General features: G+C 57.0%; 23 protein-coding genes and 1 pseudogene. 9 read left to right on the top strand and 15 right to left on the bottom strand.

Annotation, left to right across the window (positions count from 1 at the left end):
- Positions 1 to 13: 13 nt before the first annotated feature.
- The 9 genes from GO007_RS27930 to GO007_RS27890 form a co-directional block, all read right to left on the bottom strand.
- Positions 14 to 466 carry a GNAT family N-acetyltransferase gene (locus tag GO007_RS27930; RefSeq protein WP_223261850.1) on the bottom strand — a complete coding sequence of 151 codons (453 nt, stop codon included), beginning with the start codon at positions 464 to 466 and terminating at the stop codon, positions 14 to 16.
- Positions 467 to 471: 5 nt separating this feature from the next.
- Entirely contained in the window at positions 472 to 1,527 is a 1,056-nt protein-coding gene (gene dinB, locus GO007_RS27925; protein WP_095105573.1) for a DNA polymerase IV, read from the bottom strand.
- A 139-nt stretch (positions 1,528 to 1,666) separates the two neighbouring features.
- Complete coding sequence (nqrM, locus tag GO007_RS27920) at positions 1,667 to 1,882, bottom strand: (Na+)-NQR maturation NqrM (protein ID WP_095105570.1); 216 nt, start codon at positions 1,880 to 1,882, stop codon at positions 1,667 to 1,669.
- A 3-nt stretch (positions 1,883 to 1,885) separates the two neighbouring features.
- A complete protein-coding gene (nqrF, locus tag GO007_RS27915; RefSeq protein WP_095105565.1) occupies positions 1,886 to 3,109 on the bottom strand; it encodes an NADH:ubiquinone reductase (Na(+)-transporting) subunit F in 1,224 nt (407 codons plus the stop codon).
- A gap of 11 nt (positions 3,110 to 3,120) precedes the next feature.
- On the bottom strand, positions 3,121 to 3,720 hold the full coding sequence (nqrE, locus tag GO007_RS27910) for an NADH:ubiquinone reductase (Na(+)-transporting) subunit E (RefSeq protein WP_095105563.1): 600 nt from the start codon (positions 3,718 to 3,720) through the stop codon (positions 3,121 to 3,123).
- 3 nt (positions 3,721 to 3,723) lie between these two features.
- The gene (locus GO007_RS27905) at positions 3,724 to 4,362 is read right to left on the bottom strand and encodes an NADH:ubiquinone reductase (Na(+)-transporting) subunit D (protein ID WP_095105562.1); all 639 of its coding nucleotides are present in this window, start codon (positions 4,360 to 4,362) and stop codon (positions 3,724 to 3,726) included.
- A complete protein-coding gene (locus tag GO007_RS27900) occupies positions 4,355 to 5,149 on the bottom strand; it encodes a Na(+)-translocating NADH-quinone reductase subunit C (RefSeq protein WP_095105561.1) in 795 nt (264 codons plus the stop codon). Before GO007_RS27900 ends, GO007_RS27905 begins: the two co-directional genes overlap by 8 nt.
- On the bottom strand, positions 5,142 to 6,380 hold the full coding sequence (locus GO007_RS27895; RefSeq protein WP_095105559.1) for an NADH:ubiquinone reductase (Na(+)-transporting) subunit B: 1,239 nt from the start codon (positions 6,378 to 6,380) through the stop codon (positions 5,142 to 5,144). Before GO007_RS27895 ends, GO007_RS27900 begins: the two co-directional genes overlap by 8 nt.
- 3 nt (positions 6,381 to 6,383) lie before the next feature.
- Entirely contained in the window at positions 6,384 to 7,727 is a 1,344-nt protein-coding gene (locus GO007_RS27890; RefSeq protein WP_095105558.1) for a Na(+)-translocating NADH-quinone reductase subunit A, read from the bottom strand.
- Positions 7,728 to 8,139: 412 nt separating this feature from the next.
- Here GO007_RS27890 and dpaA point away from each other — a divergent pair, with 412 nt between their 5' ends.
- Positions 8,140 to 8,880 carry a peptidoglycan meso-diaminopimelic acid protein amidase gene (gene dpaA / locus GO007_RS27885; RefSeq protein WP_095105556.1) on the top strand — a complete coding sequence of 247 codons (741 nt, stop codon included), beginning with the start codon at positions 8,140 to 8,142 and terminating at the stop codon, positions 8,878 to 8,880.
- Here dpaA and GO007_RS27880 read toward each other — a convergent pair.
- On the bottom strand, positions 8,851 to 9,618 hold the full coding sequence (locus GO007_RS27880; RefSeq protein ID WP_095105555.1) for a class II glutamine amidotransferase: 768 nt from the start codon (positions 9,616 to 9,618) through the stop codon (positions 8,851 to 8,853). The genes dpaA and GO007_RS27880 overlap by 30 nt on opposite strands.
- Before the next feature lie 151 nt (positions 9,619 to 9,769).
- Positions 9,770 to 10,351, bottom strand: coding sequence for a D-sedoheptulose 7-phosphate isomerase (lpcA, locus tag GO007_RS27875; RefSeq protein WP_004099149.1), 582 nt, complete (start codon positions 10,349 to 10,351; stop codon positions 9,770 to 9,772).
- Positions 10,352 to 10,589: 238 nt separating this feature from the next.
- On the opposite strand from lpcA, the gene fadE reads away from it, so the two are divergent.
- From fadE to GO007_RS27845, 6 genes are all read left to right on the top strand, one after another.
- Positions 10,590 to 13,034 carry an acyl-CoA dehydrogenase FadE gene (gene fadE, locus GO007_RS27870; RefSeq protein ID WP_095105554.1) on the top strand — a complete coding sequence of 815 codons (2,445 nt, stop codon included), beginning with the start codon at positions 10,590 to 10,592 and terminating at the stop codon, positions 13,032 to 13,034.
- A 276-nt stretch (positions 13,035 to 13,310) separates the two neighbouring features.
- The gene (locus GO007_RS27865; RefSeq protein ID WP_095105553.1) at positions 13,311 to 14,099 is read left to right on the top strand and encodes an IclR family transcriptional regulator; all 789 of its coding nucleotides are present in this window, start codon (positions 13,311 to 13,313) and stop codon (positions 14,097 to 14,099) included.
- A 4-nt stretch (positions 14,100 to 14,103) separates the two neighbouring features.
- Positions 14,104 to 15,009 carry a dihydrodipicolinate synthase family protein gene (locus tag GO007_RS27860; protein WP_095105551.1) on the top strand — a complete coding sequence of 302 codons (906 nt, stop codon included), beginning with the start codon at positions 14,104 to 14,106 and terminating at the stop codon, positions 15,007 to 15,009.
- 11 nt (positions 15,010 to 15,020) lie between these two features.
- On the top strand, positions 15,021 to 16,988 hold the full coding sequence (locus GO007_RS27855; RefSeq protein WP_095105549.1) for a YjhG/YagF family D-xylonate dehydratase: 1,968 nt from the start codon (positions 15,021 to 15,023) through the stop codon (positions 16,986 to 16,988).
- A gap of 44 nt (positions 16,989 to 17,032) precedes the next feature.
- The gene (locus GO007_RS27850) at positions 17,033 to 18,382 is read left to right on the top strand and encodes a GntP family permease (RefSeq protein ID WP_095105548.1); all 1,350 of its coding nucleotides are present in this window, start codon (positions 17,033 to 17,035) and stop codon (positions 18,380 to 18,382) included.
- A gap of 270 nt (positions 18,383 to 18,652) precedes the next feature.
- Positions 18,653 to 19,423: an amidohydrolase gene (locus GO007_RS27845; RefSeq protein ID WP_095105603.1), complete on the top strand. Its 771-nt coding sequence runs from the start codon at positions 18,653 to 18,655 to the stop codon at positions 19,421 to 19,423.
- A gap of 54 nt (positions 19,424 to 19,477) precedes the next feature.
- On the opposite strand, the gene GO007_RS27840 is transcribed toward GO007_RS27845, so the two are convergent.
- From GO007_RS27840 to GO007_RS27825, 4 genes are all read right to left on the bottom strand, one after another.
- The gene (locus GO007_RS27840; RefSeq protein ID WP_095105547.1) at positions 19,478 to 20,086 is read right to left on the bottom strand and encodes an alpha/beta hydrolase; all 609 of its coding nucleotides are present in this window, start codon (positions 20,084 to 20,086) and stop codon (positions 19,478 to 19,480) included.
- A gap of 11 nt (positions 20,087 to 20,097) precedes the next feature.
- A complete protein-coding gene (locus GO007_RS27835; protein ID WP_095105546.1) occupies positions 20,098 to 21,054 on the bottom strand; it encodes a glutathione S-transferase family protein in 957 nt (318 codons plus the stop codon).
- 10 nt (positions 21,055 to 21,064) lie between these two features.
- A complete protein-coding gene (locus tag GO007_RS27830) occupies positions 21,065 to 21,472 on the bottom strand; it encodes a DoxX family protein (RefSeq protein WP_095105601.1) in 408 nt (135 codons plus the stop codon).
- 147 nt (positions 21,473 to 21,619) lie between these two features.
- Positions 21,620 to 22,528: a LysR family transcriptional regulator gene (locus GO007_RS27825; RefSeq protein ID WP_095105545.1), complete on the bottom strand. Its 909-nt coding sequence runs from the start codon at positions 22,526 to 22,528 to the stop codon at positions 21,620 to 21,622.
- 169 nt (positions 22,529 to 22,697) lie between these two features.
- On the opposite strand from GO007_RS27825, the gene fdnG reads away from it, so the two are divergent.
- Positions 22,698 to 25,748 (top strand): formate dehydrogenase-N subunit alpha, encoded by a 3,051-nt coding sequence (gene fdnG / locus GO007_RS27820; RefSeq protein ID WP_095105544.1) that lies wholly within the window; start codon positions 22,698 to 22,700, stop codon positions 25,746 to 25,748.
- 12 nt (positions 25,749 to 25,760) lie between these two features.
- Positions 25,761 to 25,980 (top strand): annotated as a pseudogene (locus GO007_RS27815) (formate dehydrogenase subunit beta); the annotation flags it as partial.

Raw genomic sequence — 25,980 nt, 5'->3', positions numbered from 1 at the left:
GGCGCGTTGCGCCCTATTCGGGCTCCCTCACCTTCTCCATGCGATAATTGATAAACCTCTCGCCGCGGACTTCCACCTGCTGTTCTTCCACCACCCTGAAGCCATGACGCGCAAAGCACGGTTTCGCCGTGATGCTGGCCGCAACCGTCAGCGTCCCTTGCGGAATTTGCCTGAACAGCTCAGCGAGCAACGCGCCGGCAATCCCCTGACGGGAGCGTTCGGGAGCGACAAACAGGAGATCGATATAGCTGCCGATGGCGCTAATAAAGCCGACCGGCTGCCGCTCGATCGCCGCCACCAGCACCCGGGAGTCGCGCATTTTTTGCCGCCAGCGGGCCTCATCGACCTGCGCCCAGGCGGCAATTTGCGGCGCCGAATAGTCGCCGCTGGCGCTCTCCTGAATCGCGCGCATGAAGATGGCGCACAGCGCGGAAAAATCGTCATCCTGGTAATGTCTTATCTGCAGCATAGCTATAATCCCAGAACCAGCTGCCGCTCCAGCTGAGGGTCGAGTAACGTAACGTGCAGCCCCACCAGCCGCACCCCGCGGCCGCCGCGCCGCTCATGCCAGGCTTTGTAGGCCGTGGCGAGCAAATCATCTTTATTCAGGCGCGGCCAGACGTGCTCCTGCGTGGTCAGCTGAAAATCATTAAACTTGAGCTTTACTCCCTGGCGGGCAATCAGCAGATCCGGTTTAACCTTGATCAGCCGCCGCTCCAGCTCCTGGTAGAGGCTTTCAATAATCGCCTCACAGTCGCCCCACTGGTGAATATCCTCCACCAGCGTACGCTCGACGCCAACCGATTTACGCTGCCGCGTATTGTTGATTTCCCGCTCGTCGATGCCCTGGCTTCTCTCCCACAGGATCCGGCCAAATTTGCCAAAGCGCTTGAGCAGCATCGCCAGATCGCTTTTCTGCACATCTTCGCAGGTGCGCAGCCCCATATTTTCCAGCTTTGCCGCGGAGACTTTCCCCACGCCGGGTATTTTCGCCAGCGGCAGGGTTCTGACGAATTCTGCGACCTGATGCGGCGCAATCACAAACTGGCCGTTGGGTTTATTCAGATCGGAGGCGATTTTGGCGAGAAATTTCACCGGAGCGATGCCGGCGGAGGCGGTCAGCTGCAGCTCACGCTGAATGGTCTGGCGGATCTCCTCCGCCATCAGCGTCGCCGAGCCCTGGCAGTGGACGCTGTCGCTGACGTCAAGAAACGCCTCATCGAGCGAGAGAGGTTCGATCAGCGAGGTGTAGCGCGAGAAAATTTCCCGGATATGGGCCGACGCCTCTTTATAGGCGTCAAAGCGCCCCGGAAGCAGCGTCAGATGCGGGCAAAGCTTAAGCGCCATCGCCGTTGGCATTGCGCTGCGCACGCCAAACTTACGCGCCGGATAGTTGGCGGTACTGATGACGCCCCGCTGTACCCGGCTGCCGCCGATCGCGATGGGAATATCCCGCAACGCCGGGTTATCGCGCATTTCGACCGCGGCAAAGAAGCAGTCCATATCAACATGGATGATTTTGCGCATAGCTAGCCCTCACTGACCACTGGACAAGTATACAGCATAATTCTGTTCAATGAGAAGAGAGGGAAGCCAAAATGCGCCGTCGCTGAACCCCGGCGTCGCTGAGTGCGGCCGGGGCGTTTATCAGGCTAGTCAGAAGTGATTACAGGATCCGGTCCTGCTGCCGCTGCGCTGCGCGCGCCAGGCGTTTTTTCCGCGCATCGCACGGTTCCGGACAGTCGCAGACCTTTTCCAGACCCAGCGAGGCGATCCCGCCGCAGCTCCCCTGCAGGCTTTTGCGCTTCACCAGATAGCCCACCGACATCCCCAGAATAACCAGGGCGAAAATCACAAAGGTCGCGAGAAACAGGGTCCACATCGATCAACCTCCAAAGTCATCCAGCATGATGTTTTCATCCTCAACGCCGAGATCTTTCAGCATCTTAATGACTGCCGCATTCATCACCGGCGGCCCGCACATATAAAACTCGCACTCCTCCGGTGCCGGATGATCGCGCAGGTAGTTCTCATATAGCACGTTGTGGATAAAGCCGGTGTGACCATTCCAGCTATCTTCCGGCAGCGGATCGGACAGCGCCACGTGGAAGGTAAAGTTAGGATTTTCCCGCGCCAGCTGTTCAAATTCATCGTCGTAGAACATTTCGCGCAGCGAGCGCGCGCCGTACCAGAAGCTGATTTTACGCCCGCTGTGCAGCCGCTTGAGCTGGTCGAAAATATGCGAACGCATCGGCGCCATGCCGGCCCCGCCGCCGATAAAGACCATTTCTGCATCGGTATCTTTGGCAAAAAATTCGCCGAACGGCCCGGAAATCGTCACCTCATCACCGGCTTTCAGCGACCAGATATAGGAAGACATAATGCCCGGCGGAGCGTCCGGCACCTTCGGCGGCGGCGTGGCAATACGCACGTTGAGCATGATAATGCCCTTCTCGTCCGGGTAGTTAGCCATCGAGTATGCGCGCAGGGTCGGCTCTTTTACCTCGGAGACGTAGCGGAACAGGTTAAACTTATCCCAGTCGGCGCGGTACTCGTCCGGCACGTCGAAGTCAGCATACGCCACCTTGTGCGACGGACACTCGATCTGGATATATCCCCCGGCGCGGAACGGCACAACTTCGCCGTCCGGCACGCGCAGCTTCAGCTCTTTGATAAACGTCGCTTTGTTATCATTGGAGATTACTTCGCATTGCCATTTTTTGACCCCGAAGATCTCTTCCGGCAGCTCGATCTTCATGTTTTGCTTCACCGCGACCTGACAGGCCAGCCGGCAGCCCTCTTTCGCCTCACGTTTGGTGATATGGGAAAGCTCGGTCGGCAGGATATCGCCGCCGCCCTCTTTCACCGTCACCCGACACTGGCCGCAGGAACCGCCGCCGCCGCAGGCGGAGGAGACAAAGATTCCGTTGCTGGACAGCGTATTCAGCAGCTTATCGCCCGCCGATGTGCGGATCTGTTTATCCGCTTCGTTATTGATTTCAATAACCACATCACCGGCGTTGACCAGCTTCGAACGCGCCGCCAGAATCAATCCTGACAGCACCAGCACGATCAGCGTAAACATAACGACGCCAAGAATAATTTCCATACTTTCCGCCCTTATAGCTGCACACCGGAGAATGACATAAAGCCCAGCGCCATCAGACCCGTGGTAATAAAGGTGATCCCTAACCCGCGCAGGCCGGCGGGCACGTTGGCATATTTCATTCTTTCCCGGATGCCCGCCAGGGCGACAATCGCCAGCGTCCAGCCGATACCGGAACCGAAGCCATAAACAATGGATTCCGGGAAGTTGTAGTCACGCTGCACCATGAAGGAGACGCCGCCAAAAATCGCACAGTGCACGGCAATCAGCGGCAGGAAGATCCCCAGCGCGTGGTATAACGCCGGGAAATATTTATCGAGGATCATCTCAAGGATCTGCACCAGCGCGGCGATCACGCCGATAAAGGTAATAAAGTTGAGAAAACTTAAATCGACGCCCTCCGCCAGCGCCCCGTCGCGCAGCACCAGGTTATAGATCAGGTTATTGATCGGTACCGCCAGCCCAAGCACGATGGTGACCGTCAGGCCGAGACCAAAGGCGGTGGAAACCTTTTTCGACACCGCCAGGAAGGTACACATCCCGAGGAAGAAGGCCAGCGCCATGTTCTCTACGAATACGGCGCGGACAAACAGGCTGATATAGTGAGCCGTCATCGTTTACTCCTTTTCCTGCTGTTCCGGCTTCCAGCTGCGCAGCGCCCAAATCAGCAAACCGATAATAAAGAAGGCGCTCGGCGCCAGCAGAAACAGGCCGTTCGGCTGATACCAGCCGCCGTTCTGCACCGTCTCCAGCACGGTGACGCCGAACAGCTTGCCGCTGCCGATAAGCTCGCGCAGGAAGCCGACCACGATCAGAATGGCGCCATAGCCCAGTCCGTTGCCGATACCGTCCATAAAGCTGGCCAGCGGCGGCGACTTCATGGCGTACGCTTCCGCCCGCCCCATCACGATGCAGTTGGTGATGATCAGCCCGACAAATACCGACAGCTGCCGGGAGGTCTCATAGGCAAAGGCGCGCAGCAGCTGGTCCACCACAATCACCAGCGAGGCGACGATCGTCATCTGCACGATAATGCGCACGCTGTTGGGAATATGGTGGCGGATCATCGAGATAAACATGCTGGAGAAGGCCGTCACCAGCGTTACCGCGATGGTCATCACCAGCGCGGTTTCCAGTTTGGTGGTCACCGCCAGCGCCGAACAGACCCCCAGCACCTGCAGCGTAATGGGGTTATTGGCCAGCAGCGGCCCCACCAGCACGCGCTTCATCTCTTTCGTATCGCCTGCTTCAGCCATTATTCAGCTCTCCGTCACGCACTCTTTTCAGAAACGGGCCGAAGCCCAGCTCGCCCATCCAGAAATCAAAGCTATGCTGCACGCCATTCGCGGTCAGCGTCGCCCCGGACAGGCCGTCAACGGCGTGGATATCCCCCGGGTGCGCCCCGCCTTTCACCACCTTCAGCGCCGGATGGCCGCTATCGTCAAGCACCTGCTTGCCGATAAACTGCTGACGCCAGTTGGGGTTTTCCACCTCGCCGCCCAGCCCCGGAGTTTCGCCATGATCGTAATACGTCAGGCCCTTTATCGTACGACCATCGGTACCCAGCGCCACGAAGGCGTACATCATCGACCACAGACCGTTGCCGTAAATCGGCAGGATCACTTCCTGAATCTGCTGCTGCTCATCGCGCACCAGGTAAATTTCGACAATATTGCTCCGATGCTTGATGCCCGCCGGGTCCTGGCTGACGTCCAGCGAGATGCTTTGCGCAGGATCTTTCAGCGCCTGCGCCTGATTGAATTTGCCCGGGTCTTTATCCAGCAGCTCGCCGCTGGCTAAATCCACCAGCCGCGGGGAGATACGGGCGGCAAAAACGCTCTCCACCTCCTCGGCGCTCATCTTCGGCGTCACCAGCCCGGACACGGCGAGGATATTGCGCTGTTTATCCAGCTCGCGCTGCTCCTGCTGCCGTGACTTCAGACCCACGGCGGACCCGGCGACGATAATGGAGCAGACCAGGCAAAGCACCTGCACCACCAGCAGCGTTTTGCCGATGCTATCGTTACCTTTATTCTCAGCCACGCGACTTCCTCCGCTTAATATTGGCCTGCACCACCAGGTAATCGAACAGCGGCGCAAAGAGGTTGGCGAAAAGGATCGCCAGCATCATCCCTTCCGGATAGGCCGGGTTGACCACCCGAATCAGCACGCACATCACGCCGATCAGCAGGCCGTAGCCCCATTTCCCTTTATCGGTAAACGACGCGGACACCGGGTCCGTCGCCATAAACATCATGCCGAAGGCAAAACCGCCGAGCACCAGATGCCAGTACCACGGCATGGCGAACATCGGGTTGGTGTCCGAGCCGATGAAATTAAACAGCGTCGCGGTCGCCACCATGCCGATCATCACTCCGGTAACGATGCGCCACGAGGCAATGCGCCCGAAGATAATGATCGCGCCGCCGATCAGGATCATCAGCGTTGAAACTTCGCCGATGGAGCCGGGAATGTTGCCGAGGAAGGCGTCCATCCAGCTAACCGGCTGGCCGCTGGTAACGTTCACCAGCGCTTCACCGCCGCCGCTCGTCCACTGGGACAGCGGCGTCGCGCCGGAAAACCCGTCCGCGGCGGTCCATACCAGGTCGCCGGAAATCTGCGCCGGATAGGCAAAGAACAGGAACGCGCGCCCCGCCAGCGCCGGGTTAAGGAAGTTACGCCCGGTGCCGCCAAAAATCTCTTTGGCGATAACCACGCCGAAGGAGATGCCCAGCGCGGCCTGCCACAGCGGTAGCGTGGGAGGAACGATCAGCGCAAAGAGGATCGAGGTGACGAAAAATCCCTCGTTGATTTCATGCTTGCGCACGATGGCGAAGAGAACCTCCCAGAAACCACCGACGATAAACACGGTGATATAGACTGGCAGGAAGAACACCGCGCCGAGGGTCATCATGCTCAGCCAGCCCGCATCCGCGGCGAAGCTCACCCCCAGCCACTGCGCAAGGCTGTAGTGCCAGTCGTTGGCAATAATCTGCTGCAGCTGCTCCGCGCCGTACAGCTTGTGCAGCGCGGGGAGCGTTTGCAGGCCAACGTTATACATGCCCCAGAACATGGCCGGGAATACGGCGAGCCAGACCAGGATCATCATTCGCTTCAGATCGATGGCATCACGTACGTGAGCGGCTCCGCGCGTCACCTGACCGGGGGTGTAGAATAGCGTCGCCGTCGCTTCGAACAGCGGGTAGTATTTTTCCAGCCTGCCGCCGTGCGTAAAGTGCGGCTCAATTTTGTCAAACAGCTGCTTTAAGCCCATCACCTATCCTTCCTGCTCAATCTGGGTTAACACGCTGCGCAGCGCCGGGCCATATTCATACTTGCCGGGGCACACGTAGGTACAAAGCGCGAGATCTTCCTCATCCAGCTCCAGGCAGCCCAGCGCCTGCGCGCTTTCGCTATCGCCCGCCAGCAGATCGCGCAGCAGCAAGGTGGGGAGAATATCCAGCGGCATTACCCTTTCGTAGTTGCCAATCGGCACCATCGCCCGCTCGCCGCCGTGGGTATCGGTCGAAAAGTTGAAGACTTTACGCTTCAGGAAGTGCCCCAGGGTGGTACGCGTGATGGAGAATTTATCTTTCCCCGGCATCACCCAGCCAAACAGCTCTTTGTCGCGCCCCTCTTTAACCACGCTCACCTGCAGGTGGAAACGCCCGAGAAAAGCTCGCGGGCCAAAGGCGCGGGTACCGCTAAGCACCGTGCCGGAAATCACCCGATTTTCGCCGGCCATCAGCCCATCCGCCAGCAGCTCATCAAGGCTGGCGCCGCAGCAGGTTTGCACCAGCCGTGGCTCCTTGACCTGCGGGCCGCCAAGCGCAATAACGCGCTCGCTGTAGAGCTCCCCGTCGAGGAACAGCCGCCCGATGGCGATAACCTCCTGATAGTTCAGGTGCCAGACCTGTTTTGTCAGGCTCACCGGTTCGAGGAAGTGGATGTGGGTTCCCGCCAGCCCCGCCGGATGCGGACCGGAAAACTGGTTGAAGGTAACCTGCCCTGAACGATGGCCCCCCAGCTTACCGCCGCTGGCCTGGCACACGTGGATCTTGCCGTCGGTGAGGATGGTCAGCACCGTAAGACCGGCGTCAAAGGCCTCGCGCCGGGCGAGGATAATGGGCTGAGGATCGGCGGCCAGCGGGTTGGTATCCATTGCGGTGACGAAAATCGCGGCCGGCACGCTGCCCGGCGCCGGCGTTTTGCTGAACGGTCGGGTGCGCAGCGCCGTCCACTGGCCGGACGCCAGCAGCTGACGCTGTACGGTTTCACGCGACAGTCCGGCAAGGTCGTCCGGCGCGTAGCGGGGAAACTGCACGGCGTCATTGCCGTCTACGTCAATCACCACCGACTGCAGCACCCGGCGTTCGCCGCGGTGAATCGCGCTGATAACGCCGCTCGCAGGCGCGGTAAAGTGGACGCCGGGGTTCTTTTTATCTTCGAACAGAGGCTGGCCTTTCTGCACCCGGTCGCCTTCTTTAACCGCCATTGAGGGGCGCATACCGATGTACTCCTCGCCCAACAGCGCAACGCGTTTGACTGCAATCTGAGAAGTCGTCTGCTGTATTGGCATGCCAGCTATGGGCAGGTCCAGCCCTTTTTTGATTTTAATCATATTGTTAGCAGGTATCCGTAACCTAAACCCCGGCATCAGGCCGAGGCCAGCAACATTGATGGAAAGTCAGAGAAAGAAAGGAAAAACGAAGGTCCTGCTCATTCACAAGACGGGAGAGAAGCATCCTTTCTTACCCTGGTCACTAAGCGGTGTAAGTGTAACATTTTGTGAGCGGCGGCTGTAGGTAAACCCCATCAGGCGGCTCTAAAATGGGAGCTATTGCGCAAAGTTCTCACTGCGCTTTGCCGCCAGATTCGCTATAAAGGACAACTAAATTGTAAACGCGATACGCCGCGCTTGCGAAAAAATGCCGTGATGCTAATGTGAGCGCTCTAAATCCAGAAAACTCTGATTTTGGGTCTCTCTTGCCGTCCTGGCAATGTGGTTTTGGTTTTATCAAGGAACAAGCAGTATGCGCAAAATCGCATTATTTATTGCGATGCTTCTGTTGCCGTGCGTTTCGTTTGCTGGGCTTCTCAGCAATAACAGCTCGACGACGCCGGTTAGCAAACAATATAAACAGCAATTAATGGGTTCTCCGGTCTACATTGAGATCTTTAAAGAGGAGCGAACGCTCGATCTTTACGTCAAAATGGGCGAAACCTGGCAGCTCCTCGACAGCTACCGGATCTGTAACTACTCCGGCGGGCTGGGGCCGAAACAGCGCCAGGGCGACTTCAAGAGTCCGGAAGGGTTTTATAACGTTGCGCGCAACCAGCTAAAACCTGATAGCCGCTTCTATAAAGCCATTAATATCGGCTTCCCGAACGCCTACGACCGCGCGCACGGCTATGAAGGTAAATACCTGATGATCCACGGCGCCTGCGTATCTATCGGCTGCTATGCCATGACCGATACCGGTATTGATGAGATTTTCCAGTTCGTTACCGGCGCGCTGGTGTTTGGCCAGTCAAACGTGCAGGTCAGCATTTATCCTTTCCGGATGACCAACGCCAATATGGAGCGCCACAAGTACTCCTACTACGCGGACTTCTGGAAACAGCTGAAACCAGGCTACGACTATTTCCAGCAAACCCACAAGCCCCCGGTTATCTCGGTAACGGACGGCCGCTATGTGGTCAGCAAGCCGCTTAGCCATGAACTTATTCAGCCGCAGCTGGCGTCAAACTACACGGTCCCCCAGGCAAAATAGCGCCCACTCGCCCGGCATGATTTTATTCCAGGTCTCATTGCCGGTTAAAGGCTGAGTGGCGATAACGGAGACCACATCGTTCGGTGTGGTCTCGCGTTGAAAGTCGATCTCCACATCCTGATCCAGCAGCGTCGCTACGCCAAACGGCGCCCTTCGCGTAATCCAGTACAAATTCGTCGAGCAGTACGCCATCACGTAACGCCCGTCAGACAGCAGCATGTTGAAGACGCCCTTCTCCCGCAGCTCGCCCGCCAGCTCAGCGATATAACCGAAGATTTCAGGTATCGAGTCAGGGGTGCCGGGATAGCGCTCGGTCAGGCGATGCAGCAGCCAGCAGAAGGCCTTTTCGCTGTCGGTTTCGCCGACCGGATGAAGATTTCCCGTATCAAGAGACTCATATCCTTCCAGCTGGCCGTTATGCGCGTAGGTCCAGTTGCGTCCCCACAGCTCACGGGTAAAGGGGTGGGTATTTTCCAGCGCCACTATGCCGCGATTAGCCTGGCGAATATGGGCGACGACCGAGCAGGATTTGATGGGATAGTCCTGTACCAGCTTAGCGATTGGCGACTGAAAGCTGGGTTGCGGATCTTTAAATGTGCGACAGCCTTTACCTTCATAAAAGGTGATACCCCAGCCGTCTTTATGCGGCCCGGTGCCGCCACCGCGCTGAACCAGCCCGGTAAAGCTAAAGCAAATATCTGTTGGCACATTAGCGCTCATCCCGAGCAGTTCGCACATATCTCACCTCATACCACACGGCTTAAATACCAAAGGCGTCATTGCGGCGGCCAGCCTGAACACGGCCAGCGCACAAAAACCGGATCGTACCTGACGTACGCGAGGAGATTGAGCGCTGCCCGGGGTTCAACACCGCCAGCAAAACGGCCTGTTAAGCTTTAACCATCTCTTTTTCGATCAGCATAATCAGAATATGAATCACTTTAATGTGAATTTCCTGAATACGGTCGGCATAGCCAAAATGCGGCACGCGGATTTCAACATCGGCGGAACCGGCCATTTTACCGCCGTCTTTACCGGTCAGGGTGATCACTTTCATCCCCTGCGCGCGGGCGGCTTCGATCGCTTTGATAACGTTACCTGAGTTGCCGGAGGTGGAAATCCCCAGCAGCACATCACCGGCACGGCCGACTGACTCAACGTAGCGGGAGAAAACGTACTCGTAGCCGAAATCATTGCTGACGCAGGAAAGGTGGCTGACGTCTGAAATCGCAATTGCCGGGTAGCCCGGACGGTTTTCACGATAGCGTCCGGTCAGTTCTTCGGCAAAATGCATCGCATCGCAGTGGGAACCGCCGTTACCGCAGGAAAGGACTTTACCGCCCGCCTTAAAGCTATCTGCCAGCAGCACCGCGGCACGCTGAATAGCGTGAATATTGGCTTCGTCCTGCAGAAAGTTAGCCAGCGTTTCCGCTGCTTCGTTCAGTTCGTTACGAATAAGATCCTGGTACATGAGGATAATCCTTCAGTATTGGTGGAATAACCCTGGCAGTGTACCGGATAGCCGCTAAAGCGAGAAGCAGCAGGCGCTGTTATCCCCTTAGGTTTTGCTTTTACGTGCCGCATTTACGTACAACAATGTGAGCAAGGTTGTAATTATTTTGTAAACACATTGCTAAAACAAATTACATCCACTACAACCATATCATCACAAGTGGTCAGACCTCCTACAAGACAGGGAGCATTTCGTTATGATGATTTTGAGTATTGTTGCAACCGTTGTTCTACTCGGTGCGCTCTTCTATCACCGAATCAATCTCCTGCTCAGCAGCGTGATTTTGCTCGCCTGGACCGCCGCCCTTAGCGTGGCCGGACTGTGGAATATCTGGCTGCTGCTGCCGTTAGCGATCGTTCTGCTGCCGTTTAACTTTGCGCCGATGCGTAAATCTATTTTTTCAGCGCCCGCGTTCCGCGCGTTTCGCAAGGTGATGCCGCCGATGTCGCGGACGGAAAAAGAAGCTATCGACGCGGGAACCACCTGGTGGGAAGGCGATCTGTTTCGCGGCAACCCGGACTGGCAAAAGCTGCATAACTATCCGCAGCCGCGCCTGACCGCCGAAGAGCAGGCGTTTATCGACGGCCCGGTGGAAGAAGCCTGCCGCATGGCGAACGATTTCGAAATTACCCACGAAATGGCCGACCTGCCTCCGCAGCTGTGGGCCTATCTGAAAGAACATCGTTTCTTTGCGATGATCATTAAGAAAGAGTACGGCGGCCTGGAGTTCTCCGCCTATGCTCAGTCCCGCGTGCTGCAAAAAATGTCCGGCGTTTCCGGGATCCTGGCGATCACCGTGGGCGTGCCCAACTCTTTAGGCCCGGGCGAACTGCTGCAGCATTACGGTACCGATGAACAGAAAAATCACTATCTGCCGCGCCTCGCGCGTGGTCAGGAGATCCCCTGCTTTGCGCTGACCAGCCCGGAAGCGGGCTCCGACGCCGGCGCCATTCCGGATACCGGCGTGGTGTGCATGGGCGAATGGCAGGGCGAGCAGGTTCTGGGCATGCGCCTGACCTGGAACAAGCGCTACATTACGCTGGCGCCTATCGCGACCGTCCTGGGGCTGGCGTTTAAACTCTCCGACCCTGACCGCCTGCTGGGGGGAGAAGAGGAGCTGGGTATTACCTGTGCGCTGATCCCAACCTCGACTCCTGGCGTTGAAATTGGCCGCCGCCACTTCCCGCTTAACGTACCGTTCCAGAACGGACCGACCCAGGGTAAAGATATCTTTGTCCCTATCGACTACATCATCGGCGGCCCAACGATGGCTGGTCAGGGCTGGCGGATGCTGGTGGAGTGCCTGTCCGTCGGTCGCGGGATCACCCTGCCGTCAAACGCCACCGGCGGCCTGAAGTCCGTGGCGATGGCCACCGGCGCCTACGCCCATATCCGCCGCCAGTTCAAGATCTCCATCGGTAAAATGGAAGGCATCGAAGAGCCGCTGGCGCGTATCGCCGGTAACGCCTACGTGATGGACGCCGCCGCGTCGCTGATTACTTACGGCATCATGCTCGGTGAGAAGCCGGCGGTTCTGTCGGCTATCGTGAAGTATCACTGCACCCACCGCGGCCAGCGTTCAATCATCGACGCAATGGATATCACCGGCGGGAAAGGCATCATGCTTGGTGAAGGCAACTTCCTCGCCCGCGCCTATCAAGGGGCGCCGATCGCTATCACCGTCGAAGGCGCCAACATTCTGACCCGCAGCATGATGATCTTCGGTCAGGGCGCAATTCGCTGCCATCCGTACGTGCTGGATGAAATGGCCGCCGCGCAGAATAACGACGTTAACGCTTTCGACAAGCTGCTGTTCAAACACATCGGTCACGTCGGCAGCAATAAGGTCCGCAGCTTCTGGCTAGGCCTGACCCGTGGGCTGACCAGCGGCACGCCAACCCGCGACGCGACCCGCCGTTACTACCAGCATATGAACCGCCTGAGCGCGAACCTGGCGCTGCTGTCCGACGTCTCAATGGCCGTTCTTGGCGGCAGCCTGAAGCGCCGCGAGCGTATTTCCGCGCGACTGGGCGATGTTTTAAGCCAGCTTTACCTCGCCTCTGCGGTGCTGAAACGCTATGACGATGAGGGGCGTAACGAAGCCGATCTGCCGCTGGTTCACTGGGGCGTTCAGGATGCGCTGTATCAGGCTGAGCAGGCCATCGACGACCTGCTGAAAAACTTCCCGAACCGCTTTGTCGCAGGCGTCCTGCGCGTTGCCATCTTCCCGACCGGCCGCCACTACGACGCGCCGTCCGATAAGCTGGACCATAAGGTCGCAAAAATCCTGCAGATCCCGAGCGCAACGCGTTCGCGTATTGGCCGTGGCCAGTACCTGACCCCGAGCGAGCACAACCCGGTCGGCCTGCTGGAAGAGGCGCTACTGGACGTGATGGCCGCCGACCCGATTCACCAGCGTATCTGCAAAGAGCTGGGCAAAAACCTGCCGTTCACGCGCCTTGATGAACTGGCCGGCAATGCGCTGGCTAAAGGGTTAATCAATCAGGATGAAGCCGCTATTCTTACCCGAGCCGAAACCAGCCGCCTGCGCAGCATCAACGTTGACGACTTCGCCCCGGATGAGCTGGCCACCCGGCCGGTAAAGCTGCCGGAGAAAGTCCGCAAGATTGAAGCGGCCTGAAGAGTAAATTAATCACATCACGATCGGGGCGGGGGCTTTCCTCCGCCTCTTTTTTTTACCCCGCTTTGCCCTCCGGCTTCGCACAAATCATTTCCCGCATTAGCGCCATAGGCTGCCAATCGGCCAGCGCCACGCGCAGCAAATTCCCGCTCAATAATTAAAATACCTACGTGGATCACGTTTCCCCCCTGTAACTCGGTTCAGCCTGCTGAACAAGGCGTATTTTCCGCTTTCCAGAGTGGATAGGCTTTATATCAACGAGAAACGGGAGCCGTTATGGGCGGTAAAGGATGTAATTCATTAATCCGGGCAGAAAAAATTCTGACCTACATTGCATATGTCGGAGCGGCCAGTTTTATGGAGCTGCTAAAAGAATTTCAGTACCCGAAAAGTAGCCTGCTGAATTTATTAAATGCCATGGTCGATTGCGGCTTTTTAATAAAAAGCGAGCGTAATCAATACTCGCTTGGCATAAAAAATTACGAGCTTGGATGCCAGTCGCTGCACCGGAAAAACATATTCGAGGTGACGAAGCGCCCGATGCAGGAGCTTTCGTTGAAAAGCGGACTGGTCTGCCATTTAGGGGCAATGGAGAGTTATTCCGCCATTTACCTGGATAAAGTCGAGAGCCCGGATTCCGTGCCGACTAAAAAAAGCTGGATCGGTAAAAAATTGGAATTGCATATCACCGCACTCGGTAAGGCGCTGCTGGCCTGGAAGCCGCGAGAAGAGATGGATTATTTTCTCGATGCCTTAATTCTGAAAAAGCACACGCAAAATACCTTCACCGATAAAAAATTATTTCGTGAAGAGCTACAGAAAACGCGCCTCAGGGGATGGGCGATAGATAATGAAGAGTCAACCTACGGGGCGGTATGCCTGAGCATGCCTATTTTCGATATGTATCATCGCGTGAATTATGCAATTTCATTATCGGGAGACCCGATAGTTTATTCGGGAAAGAGGATCGATGGTTATCTCGAACTACTCAGGCAATGCGCCGATCAGATCTCGCATGGTCTGGGTTATAGAAACGAAAATGAATATTTAAGAAAAGGAAATTGATCTAATGAAAAAATTCAGGGGAATTATTCCACCGGTCTCCACGACGCTCGATAGCGACGGCAACATTGATAAAACGGCCTTAACGCAAGTCGCCGATTTTCTTATTAAGAAAGGCGTCGACGGCTTGTTTTATCTGGGAACCGGCGGTGAATTTAGTCAGATGAACGCCGGGCAAAGGATGGACTTCGCCGAGGCGGCAATCGCGGCGGTTGGCGGACGCGTTCCGGTATTAATTGGCGTTGGCTCCCCCTCCACTGACGAAGCGGTCAAACTGGCAAAACACGCCGAAGCCTGCGGCGCGGACGGCATCGTTATTATTAACCCCTATTACTGGAAAGTTGCCGCCAGCAATCTGGACGACTATTACCATCGCATCGCCAGCAGCGTTCGCCTGCCGGCGATCGTTTATAACTTCCCGGACCTCACCGGCCAGGATCTCACCCCTGATATCGTCAAACGGCTGGTGCTGCAAAATGAAAACATCGTCGGTATTAAAGACACTATCGACAGCGTCGGCCACCTGCGGGCGATGATCAACACCGTCAAAGCCGTGCGCCCCGAGTTCTCCGTGTTCTGCGGTTTCGACGACCATTTACTCAATAACCTGCTGCTGGGCGGGGATGGCGCTATTACCGCCAGCGCAAACTTCGCGCCGGAACTGTCCGTAGGCATTTTTAGCGCCTGGCAAGATGGCGATCTCGCGACAGCGGCGACGCTCAATAAAAAATTGCTGCAGCTACCGGCTATTTACGCCCTGGAAACACCGTTTGTCTCCCTCATCAAATATGCCATGCAGCGTGTGGGGCTGCCGGTAAATACCTATTGCCTGCCGCCGATTCTGGATGCGTCGGAAGAGGCAAAGGCGCGGGTGCGCGAGCTGCTGGCCTCGCAGGGCATTTTAAAATCATGAGGAGGCATTCGATGTCCATTGACGATATTTTTGCTAGCGATAATCCGGATATCTACCGCGTCAGAACCCATGCGCCAGGTCCGCAGGGCGAGCTGCCGCTGACCCCGGATATGTTAATCAACCGCCCTAGCGGCGATATTTTTGGCATGACCATGAATGCCGGGATGGGCTGGTCGCCGGACGAGCTGAATCAGGACGGTATCCTGCTGCTTAGCACGCTGGGCGGGCTGCGCGGGCCGGACGGCAAACCCGTCGCGCTGGCGCTTCATCAGGGACATTACGAGCTGGATATCCAGATGAAAGCAGCGGCGGAGGTCATCAAAAACCATCACGCGCTGCCTTACGCGGTGTATGTCTCCGATCCCTGCGACGGACGCACGCAGGGCACCACCGGCATGTTCGATTCATTACCTTATCGCAATGATGCCTCTATGGTGATGCGCCGCCTGATCCGTTCCCTGCCGGGAGTTAAAGCGGTGATCGGCGTGGCAACCTGCGATAAAGGGCTGCCCGCCACCATGATGGCGCTGGCATCGCAGCATGATAAAGCGACGGTATTGATCCCCGGCGGGGCCACGCTGCCTGCTTTACATGGCGAAGATAACGGCAAGGTGCAGACTATCGGCGCGCGCTTTGCCAACGGCGAATTATCGCTGCAGGACGCTCGTCGGGCGGGCTGTCAGGCCTGCGCTTCGTCGGGTGGCGGCTGCCAGTTCCTCGGAACCGCAGGCACCTCGCAGGTCGTCGCTGAAGGCCTCGGCCTCGCTATTCCGCATTCTGCGCTGGCGCCTTCGGGCGAACCGGTCTGGACGGAGATCGCCAGGGCATCAGCGCGGGCCGCGCTGCTGCTGAGCCAGAAGGGCATCACGACGAAGGATATCCTCACCGATCGCGCTATTGAAAACGCCATGATGGTCCATGCGGCATTTGGCGGCTCCACCAATCTCCTGCTGCACATCCCGGCGATTGCCCATCAGGCGGGCTGCCATATTCCGACGGTGGAGGACTGGATACGCATTAATAAACAGGTGCCGCGCCTGGTCAGCGTACTGCCCAATGGCCCGGTTTATCACCCAACCGTACGGGCCTTTATGGCTGGCGGCGTACCTGAAGTGATGCTGCATCTGCGCCAGCTGGGTCTTCTGCATGAGGATGTCATTACCGTCACGGGCAAGACGCTAGGGGAAAATCTCGACTGGTGGGAGCGCTCCGAGCGTCGGCAGATATTTAAAAATCTGCTGCTCAGTCAGGAGCAGGTTGATCCCCAGGAGGTCATCATGTCTCCGCAGCAGGCGCAAAAACGCGGGTTAACCTCCACGATTACCTTCCCGGTCGGAAATATCGCTCCGGAGGGCTCGGTCATAAAATCCACGGCCATCGACCCCTCGGTCATTAATGAAGAGGGTATTTATTATCATCAGGGCGTGGCGAAAGTGTACCTCTCGGAGAAAACCGCCATTTATGATATCAAACACGACAAAATTAAAGCGGGCGATATTCTGGTTATTATCGGCGTAGGGCCATCCGGCACCGGGATGGAGGAAACGTATCAGGTTACCAGCGCGCTGAAGCATTTATCCTATGGGAAGCATGTTTCGCTTATTACCGACGCCCGGTTCTCCGGCGTTTCCACCGGCGCCTGTATTGGCCACGTTGGGCCGGAGGCGCTGGCAGGCGGCGCCATCGGGAAATTACGCACCGGGGATCTCATTGAAATTAAAATTGACTGCAAACAACTCCAGGGAGAAGTCAATTTCCTGGGTCTCGCTAACGCTCAGGAACTCCCCTCACGTGAGGAGGCTAGCGTTATATTAAACGGCAGAAGCAGCCACCCTGATTTAATGCCCGATCCTGATTTACCAGATGATACCCAACTCTGGGCGATGCTCCAGGCGGTAAGCGGCGGAACCTGGCGCGGCTGCATCTACGACGTTAATAAAATAAGCGCTGCATTGCACCAGCAGATGACTAAATCCTGAAGAAATAATTAAAACCATTATTACATTATTAATGAGAGGACGTTATGCCACTATTAATTGTTGTGGCAGGTATCGCTGTACTCCTGCTTTTAACCATAAAAATAAAACTCAATACTTTTGTTTCATTAATTATTGTCTCGCTGGCCGTAGCTATTGCCAGCGGCATGGAGCTGAATAAGGTCGTCGCTTCTGTCGAATCCGGGCTGGGCGGCACCCTGGGTCATATCGGCTTGATATTCGGTTTTGGCGTAATGCTGGGACGGTTATTATCCGATGCCGGCGGCGCGCAGCGTATTGCATTGACCATGCTGAACTATTTTGGTGTCAAAAGGCTGGACTGGGCGGTAGTAACTTCGGCATTTATTGTCGGTATCGCGCTATTTTTCGAAGTCGGTTTAATTCTGCTGGTACCGATTTTATTCGCCATCGCCAGGGAAGCTAAAATATCACCGATGTATATGTGCGTACCGATGCTGTCGGGTTTGTTAGTGGCGCACGGTTTTCTGCCGCCGCATCCCGGCCCTACCGTCATCGCCAGAGAATATGGCGCAGATGTTGGCGTCGTGCTGATTTATGGCATCATCGTGGGCATTCCAACCTTTATTCTCTGTGGCCCGCTGCTGAATAAAGTATGCCAACGGCTGATCCCGGAGGCATTTACCAAAGAAGGCAACATTGCTTCCCTTGGGGCGACAAAGAGCTTTACCGAAAGCGAAATGCCGGGGTTTGGGATAAGTTTTCTGACCGCCATGCTGCCGGTGATCCTGATGGCTCTGGTCACCATTATGCAAATGGTCCGGCCAAAAGACGCAGGCGACCCCGGTATGCTCTATTCCGTGTTCCTGTTTTTGGGAAACTCGACGATCGCGATGCTGATTTCGCTGCTGTTCGCCATTTGGGCGATGGGTCTCGGGAGAGGAAAAACGATCCCGGAACTGATGGACTCCTGCGGGAAAGCAATTGCAGGCATTGCCGGTCTGTTATTGATTATCGGCGGCGGCGGCGCATTCAAACAGGTGCTGATTGATTCTGGCGTCGGCCAGTATATTTCGACGCTGGTGGCAGGTACGGATATCAACCCCATTCTGATGGCCTGGGGAGTGGCGGCCTTTCTGAGGATTTGTCTGGGCTCCGCAACGGTTGCCGCCATCTCCACCGCCGGCCTGGTGATCCCTTTGCTGTCTGCACACCCAAACACAAACCTGGCCTTGATTACTCTTGCGACGGGCGCAGGCTCCTGCATTTGCTCCCATGTCAATGACGCAAGCTTCTGGATGATAAAGGATTTCTTCGGCCTGACCATCAAGGAAACCCTACTGTCCTGGACGCTAATGTCAACAATGCTATCCCTTTGCGGCCTGATCTTTATTCTGCTGGCCAGCATGGCGATTTAAGCCACGCGGACATGCTTCACGCAGTGCCCCTTAAACTCCCCCTCACGGGCCAGGGTTTACGGGGCACGCCCCTGGCCGCGTGCATAAATCCGCGCCTGCCCGTCTTTGCGGCTTTCAGCCCCCCACGCCCTTGTAACTCTGGCGGCCTCTTTCCCGCACAAATCGTTTCCAGCATTAGCATTTTTTTAACAAAATATTCCGCTGACTATCCAGAGACTGATATGGTGTTAAAGTGACTATAACAGCCTAATGATAATGGAGTTCACCACCGTGCCTGGCCTGAAAATTACGCTATTGCAACAACCGCTGGTGTGGATGGACGGTCCCGCCAACCTGCGCCATTTCGATCGCCAGCTGGAAGGTGTCAGCGGGCGTGACCTGATTGTTTTGCCGGAAATGTTTACAACCGGTTTTGCCATGGAAGCCGCTAAACAGTCGCTGCCGCAGGAAGAGGTCATTGACTGGATGCTGGCGAAAGCGGTGCAGACCAATGCCCTTATTGCGGGTAGCGCTGCGCTACAAACCGAACGCGGCCCGGTTAACCGCTTCCTGCTGGTGGAGCCCGGCGGTAAAAGCCATTTTTATGATAAGCGGCACCTGTTCCGGATGGCCGAAGAGCATCATTATTATACGGCGGGCAACGAGCGGGTCGTTTTCGAGTGGCGCGGATGGCGGATCCTGCCGCTGGTCTGCTACGACCTGCGCTTCCCGGTATGGTCACGCAACCATAACGACTACGATTTAGCGCTGTACGTGGCCAACTGGCCGGCGCCGCGCTCGCTGCACTGGCAGTCGCTGCTGGTAGCCCGGGCAATTGAAAACCAGGCCTACGTCGCCGGCTGCAATCGGGTCGGTACCGACGGTAATGGCCACCACTATCGGGGCGACAGCCGCATTATCAGCCCCCAGGGAGAGATTCTGGCAACGGCGGAACCTCACCAGGCCACGCGCCTCGACGCGGAGCTGTCGCTCACCGCGCTCAACGAGTATCGTGAAAAATTCCCCGCCTGGCAGGATGCCGATCCGTTTAGCCTGGATTAATTTCCCCTCCCCCATCCGTTTTATTTCGCCGACGCAATCATTACGCAACGGCGTCTAGTGGTCGGAGTCCAGCAGCGGCGCTAAAAATTGCGCCGCTTTTCTGGCGCCATTCGCGGTAATGGTATGACCGACGTCGGGTTCGAAATAAGTATCGACATCGACACCGATAGCGGCGAGTTTTTGTGCGGCGGTTTCGCTTTCGCGGATAGCGATCGTCGGATCGTTGACGCCATGGACCAGCAAAGTCGGCGTCCCATTATTGGCTTGCCACGGCGCCGGGGAGGCCAGACGGCCGGAAAACGAGATCGCTGCGGTGAGCGGAAACGCTCCGCTGACCAGCGCATCGAGGGTCATAATGGCCCCTTGAGAGAAGCCGGCAAGCACCAGCCGATCTTCGCCAGGCGAGAGCTGATGTTGGCTGATAATCGCCTCAATGCTGGCACGAAAGGCGCGGCGCGCGCCGGCAATCCGCTCCGGCCGCGTGGCGTCGCTGATGCCGTTGAGGCTGAACCACTGGTAGCCCGGCCCCATATCAAAGCTGGCCGTGCCGTTAGGGGTCGCGATCGTCACGCCGGGAAGCTGCTGACGCCAGAAGTGGCCGAGGCCCTCTAAATCGTCGCCGCTGCTGCCGACGCCGTGTAGCAAAATAATCAGTTTTTTCATCTCTGGCTCGCTTAAAGTCCGTAACCGCTCAGATCCGGCCCTGCAGGCACAATCCCTTTTGGGTTCAGCGCCTTGATGGAGTAGTAGCCCTGCTTAATATGGTCGATATTCACCGTTTCGCGAATGCCCGGAATGGCCAGCAGAGCGCCAAGATAACGATCGAGGTTGCGGTATTCCGCCAGCCGGCGAAGATTGCATTTGAACAGGCCGTGGTACGCCGCATCGAAACGAATCAGGGTGACGAAAAGACGAATATCCGCCTCGGTCAGCGTCTCGCCGCTCAAAAAATCGCGCGTCGATAGGTGCTGTTCGAGCCAGTCCAGCATCGAGAAAACATCATTGACCGCTTCCTGATAGCTCTCCTGGGTGGTGGCGAATCCGGCGCGATACACGCCGTTATTGAGCTTCGGATAAATATCGCTATTGAGCCGGTCGATCTCTTCGCGCAGCGCCTGCGGATATAGATCGATGCGGCTGTCCGCCAGTTCGCCGAAGCCGTTGTTAAACATCCGTACGATATCGGCGGACTCGTTGTTCACGATGGTGGCGGTCTTTTTGTCCCACAGCACCGGGACCGTGGCGCGCCCGGTAAAGGTCGGGTCCGCCCGGGTATAGAGCTGATGCAGCCACTCGACGTTATTCAGCGTATCGCGGTTAGCGCCGGGATAGTCGCCAAAATGCCAGCCTTCGTTGAGCAGCCAGGGCTCAACCACAGATACGCTGACCACCGCCTCCAGCCCTTTCAGCCGGCGGGCGATTAGCGTACGCGATGCCCACGGGCAGATCAGCGCAACGTACAGGTGGTAGCGATCCGGCTCGGCCTGAAACCCGCCGCTGCCGGTGATCCCCGGCTCGCCGTTCGGCGTGACCCAGTGGCGAAAGCTCGAGGTCTGGCGCAGGAAACCGCCTTTTTTATCGGTCGCCTGCACCGGGTGCCAGTCGGCGGTCCATTTTCCATCAATCAGCATAAAACCCCCGTTACGATTTCAGCGGCGTCGGTTTTAACGCGTATTTACCGTCTCCGGTGAGCGCCAGCACGATCAGGCCAACGATCCAGAAAGCGGGGAATTCCCAGCCGCCGTTCGGGTTGGTAAAGAAAAACCCGGCCGAACCGTGCACCGTGAAGATCGCGCCGAGTAAAATGGGGATCAGCACCACGGCCACGATACGCGTATAGATGCCGAGGATCAGGGCGATGGCGCCAAAGAATTCAACGGCCATCGTGATATAGGCCAGCCAGCCCGGAAGGCCAAGCGAGGCGAAGAATTTTGCGGTGCCCGCGGGGGTGAAGGCGAAGAATTTCAGACCGAAGTGCGCCAGAAACAGGATGCCGAGCGCCAGGCGCATGACCAGAGCGGCATAGGGAGTGGTACGTTGATCAATCATGGTGAAATCCTCTTGGGTGATTAGCATCTCTTCCTGCGCAACGATGGCGGCGGGGAAACGACCTTAAGTAAGAGGACTGTACAATATTTTGTGGGCCTGATTATCCCGTCAAAATGGGCATACTTATTTCCATAATGGAAATAATCATCAGCACCGCGCCCGTTCTTCATCGGCAGAAAAAGCCTCGACGAGGAAATCGATCATCACCCGCGATTTGTGCGCCAGATAGCGGGCAGGCGGAAATACCGCAAACAGCGCCAGCGGCGGGGCTTCATATGGCGCCAGCAGCGAAACGACCCGCCGCTCATCCAGCGCTTTTCGGGCAATAAAGAACGGTAAACGGGCAATCCCCAATCCGGCGCAGGCGGCGGCAAGACAAACCTCGGCATTGGAGAATTTCAGCTTGCCGTACACCGGCTGCGTGTGGAGCTGCTGCTGTTCATCGAGGAAGGGCCAGTTCCAGGGATCGCGAAAGTTGGTATCGACAATCAGCGCGTGCTGGCTCAGGGCGTCCCAACGTTGGGGCTCGCCGTTAGCGGCCAGGTAATCCGGAGACGCCACAACCACGCTACGTATCGGGCACAGGCGACGGGCGAGCAGCGTGCTATCGGTCAAATTGCCGATACGCAAGGCGAGATCGAAACCTTCATCTACCACGTTCACCAGGCGGTCGGAAAAACTGACATCCAGCTCGATATCCGGATAGCGACGGGCGAAGGTGACCAGGTGGGGAGCCAGCTGAGTGGAGCCAAAGCTCACCGGCGCGGAGATGCGCAGCTGCCCGGATGGGGCGTTGGAGAGCGTGCGCACCGAGTCGTTGAGCTCATCGTAGTCAATTAACAGCTGGCGGATACGTTGATAGTAGGCCAGCCCGACGTCGGTGGGGGTGAGCGAACGAGTGCTGCGCCTTAACAGCTGTACGCCAAGGTCGCTTTCAAGGCGGGAAATCAGCTTGGAGGCCTGGCCGTGGCTGGTTCCGCAGCGCTGGGCGGCATTGGTAAAACTGCTGGTTTCCATTACCGCAACGAACATTCGATCGCAATCCAGCCGTTCCATAAAGCGTTTCCCACTCTTTTTTGAAAACGCCACCATAGCAAAATGCCCCGAATGAGCCTAGCTGTGCTCGCGGTCACAGCATTAATACGCCGGTTTTCTGGCGCAGCCCCGCAAAATAACCTTATAATTGCTGCACCTTTTCCTGTCTTAAGTTTAAGCTGGAGATACAATGGAGCTCAGTCGCAGGCAGTTCTTTCGCATCTGCGTGGGTGGGATGGCAGGGACAACCGTAGCATCGCTTGGTTTTCTCCCTGCGTTTTCCGCTAACGCCGAGACGCGTCAATATAAACTATTAAAATCCAAAGAAACCCGTAATAACTGCACCTACTGCTCGGTGGGCTGCGGCATCCTCATGTATAGCCTTGGGGATAACGCGAAGAACGTGCGTGAAAGTATTTACCACGTTGAAGGCGATCCCGATCATCCTGTGAGCCGCGGCTCTTTGTGCCCGAAAGGCGCCGGAGTGCTGGACTATATCCATAGCGAAAACCGTCTGCGTTATCCCGAATATCGGGCGCCGGGGGCGGATAAATGGACGCGCATCAGCTGGGACGAGGCGATTAATCGTATCGCGCGGTTAATGAAAGACGACCGCGACGCCCACTTTATCGAAAAGAACGCCCAGGGCGTCACCGTTAACCGCTGGACCTCAACCAGCATGCTGTGCTCTTCGGCGGCGAGTAATGAGACCGGGATCCTTGACGGCAAATTTACCCGCGCGCTGGGGATGGTGTCGATTGACTGCCAGGCGCGTCTTTGCCATGGCCCGACGGTCTCGGCGCTGGCGCCGACCTTTGGCCGCGGGGCGATGACCAATAACTGGGTGGATATTAAAAACGCCAACGTCGTGCTGATTATGGGCGGCAACGCGGCGGAAGCGCATCCGGTTGGCTTTAAATGGGTTATCGAAGCCAAAATTAAGAATAATGCGACGGTCATCGTCGTGGATCCGCGTTTTAACCGCAGCGCGGCGGTAGCCGACCTGTACGCGCCGATCCGCGCCGGTTCCGACAGCGCCTTCCTGCTTGGCGTCATTCGCTATCTGATCGCGCACGATCGGGTGCAGCACGAGTACGTGCGCCACTACACCAATGCCAGCATGATCGTGCGTGAAGACTATGCTTTCGATGCCGGGCTGTTCAGCGGTTTTGATCCTGAACAACGCCAGTACGATAAAACCAGCTGGAACTACGAGCTGGATGAGAACGGTTTCGCCAGGCGCGATGAAACCTATCGCCACCCGCGTTGCGTCTGGAACCTGATGCGGCAGCATGTCGAGCGCTACACCCCGGAAATGGTCAACCGCCTGTGCGGAACGTCGATCGACGATTTCCTGCGTATTTGCCAGCTTTTGGCCAGCACCAGCGCGGCGAATCGCACCGCCACGATCTTATATGCCCTCGGCTGGACCCACCATACGGCGGGAGCGCAAACCATCCGCGCCGCGGCGATGCTGCAGCTGCTGCTGGGCAATATCGGCATGGCCGGCGGCGGGATTAACGCGCTGCGCGGGCACTCCAATATTCAGGGCTATACCGACCTGGGGCTACTCTCCACCAATCTGCCGGGATATATGCCGCTACCATCGGAAAAACAGCCCGATTATCAAACCTATATTGCGCAAATCACCCCTGCGGCCTTAGGGGCGGATGAAGTTAACTACTGGCAAAATACGCCGAAATTTTTCGTCAGCATGATGAAAAGCTTCTGGGGCGATGCTGCAACGGCGGAAAACAACTGGGGCTATGACTGGCTGCCGAAATGGGACCGGCTATACGATGTGATGACCCAGGCCGAGCTGATGACGCAGGGAAAAATCAATGGCTATATTGTCCAGGGATTTAACCCGCTGGCGGCGTTTCCCGACAAGAACAAGTCGTCCAGAGCGCTGGCAAAACTGAAATATATGGTGGTCATCGACCCGCTGGTGACGGAGTCAGCCAACTTCTGGCAAAACCACGGGGAAATGAACGATGTCCGCCCCGCCGATATCCAGACCGAAGTGTTCCGCCTGCCGTCCTCCTGCTTTGCGGAAGAGGACGGTTCGATTGCTAACTCAGGCCGCTGGCTGCAGTGGCACTGGGCGGCAGCGGAGCCGCCGGGAGAGGCGCTGCATGACGGCAAAATTCTGGGGCGGCTGTTTACCCGTCTGCGCGAACTGTATCAGCAGGAAGGCGGCGCCAACCCGGCGCCAGTCCTCAATATGTCGTGGGACTACCACGATCCCCGCGATCCGCTGCCGGAAGAGGTGGCCCGTGAGGCCAATGGTAAAGCGCTGCGCGATATTGTTGATGACCAGGGTCAGGTGATCGTCAAAAAAGGCCAGCAGCTCAGCAGCTTTGCACAATTGAAGGATGATGGTTCCACCAGCAGCTACTGCTGGGTCTATTGCGGCTGCTGGACCGAACAGGGCAACCAGATGGCGAATCGTGATAATAGCGATCCTTACGGGCTAGGCTGTACGCCCGGCTGGGCCTGGTCATGGCCGGCTAACCGCCGCATTCTCTATAACCGCGCGTCGGCCGACCCGGCAGGCAAGCCTTGGGATCCGCAGCGCGCGCTGCTGCACTGGGACGGTAAACGCTGGGCGGGAATGGATGTCGCCGACTATAACCAGGCGGCACCGGACAGCAACGTCGGGCCGTTTATCATGAACCCGGAAGGGGTCGGCCGTTTGTTCGCCTTGAACAAAATGAACGATGGCCCCTTCCCTGAGCACTATGAGCCGATAGAGTCCCCGATTGGCACTAACCCTCTCCACCCGAAGGTGGTCTCCAGCCCGGTGGCGCGGATCTTTAACGACGATCTGGCGAATATGGGCCATGCGGATGAGTTCCCGTACGTGGCGACCACCTATTCGATCACCGAACTGTTCCGCCACTGGACCAAACATGCGCGTCTGAACGCTATCGCGCAGCCGGAGCAGTTTATTGAAATCGGCGAGAAGCTGGCTGAAGAGAAAGGCATTTTGAGCGGTGACGTAGTCAAAATCGTCTCGAAACGCGGTTTTATCAAGGCCAAAGCGGTGGTGACGAAACGTCTGCAAACGCTGACCATCGACGGGCGTACGGTCAATACGATCGGCATCCCCTGTCACTGGGGTTTTGAGGGGGTGACCCGGAAAGGGTTCCTGGCGAACACGCTGACGCCTTCGGTGGGCGATGCGAATTCTCAGACTCCCGAATACAAAGCCTTCCTCGTGAACGTGGAAAAGGTGTAAGGGAGACGACTTATGGCTTATCAATCGCAAGACATTATTCGTCGTTCCGCGACTAACGGTTTCACCCCCGCGCCTCAGGCGCGGGACCACCAGCAGGAGGTCGCAAAGCTTATCGACGTCACCACCTGTATCGGCTGTAAAGCCTGTCAGGTGGCCTGTTCAGAGTGGAACGATATCCGTGATGAGGTCGGTCACAACGTCGGCGTGTACGACAACCCGGCCGATCTGACCG

This window comes from Klebsiella sp. 10-1 (genome assembly GCF_009758445.1).
Classification (GTDB): domain Bacteria; phylum Pseudomonadota; class Gammaproteobacteria; order Enterobacterales; family Enterobacteriaceae; genus Klebsiella; species Klebsiella scottii.
Note: the sequence above shows the minus strand (reverse complement) of the source record. Positions and strands in the feature narration are given on the sequence as shown.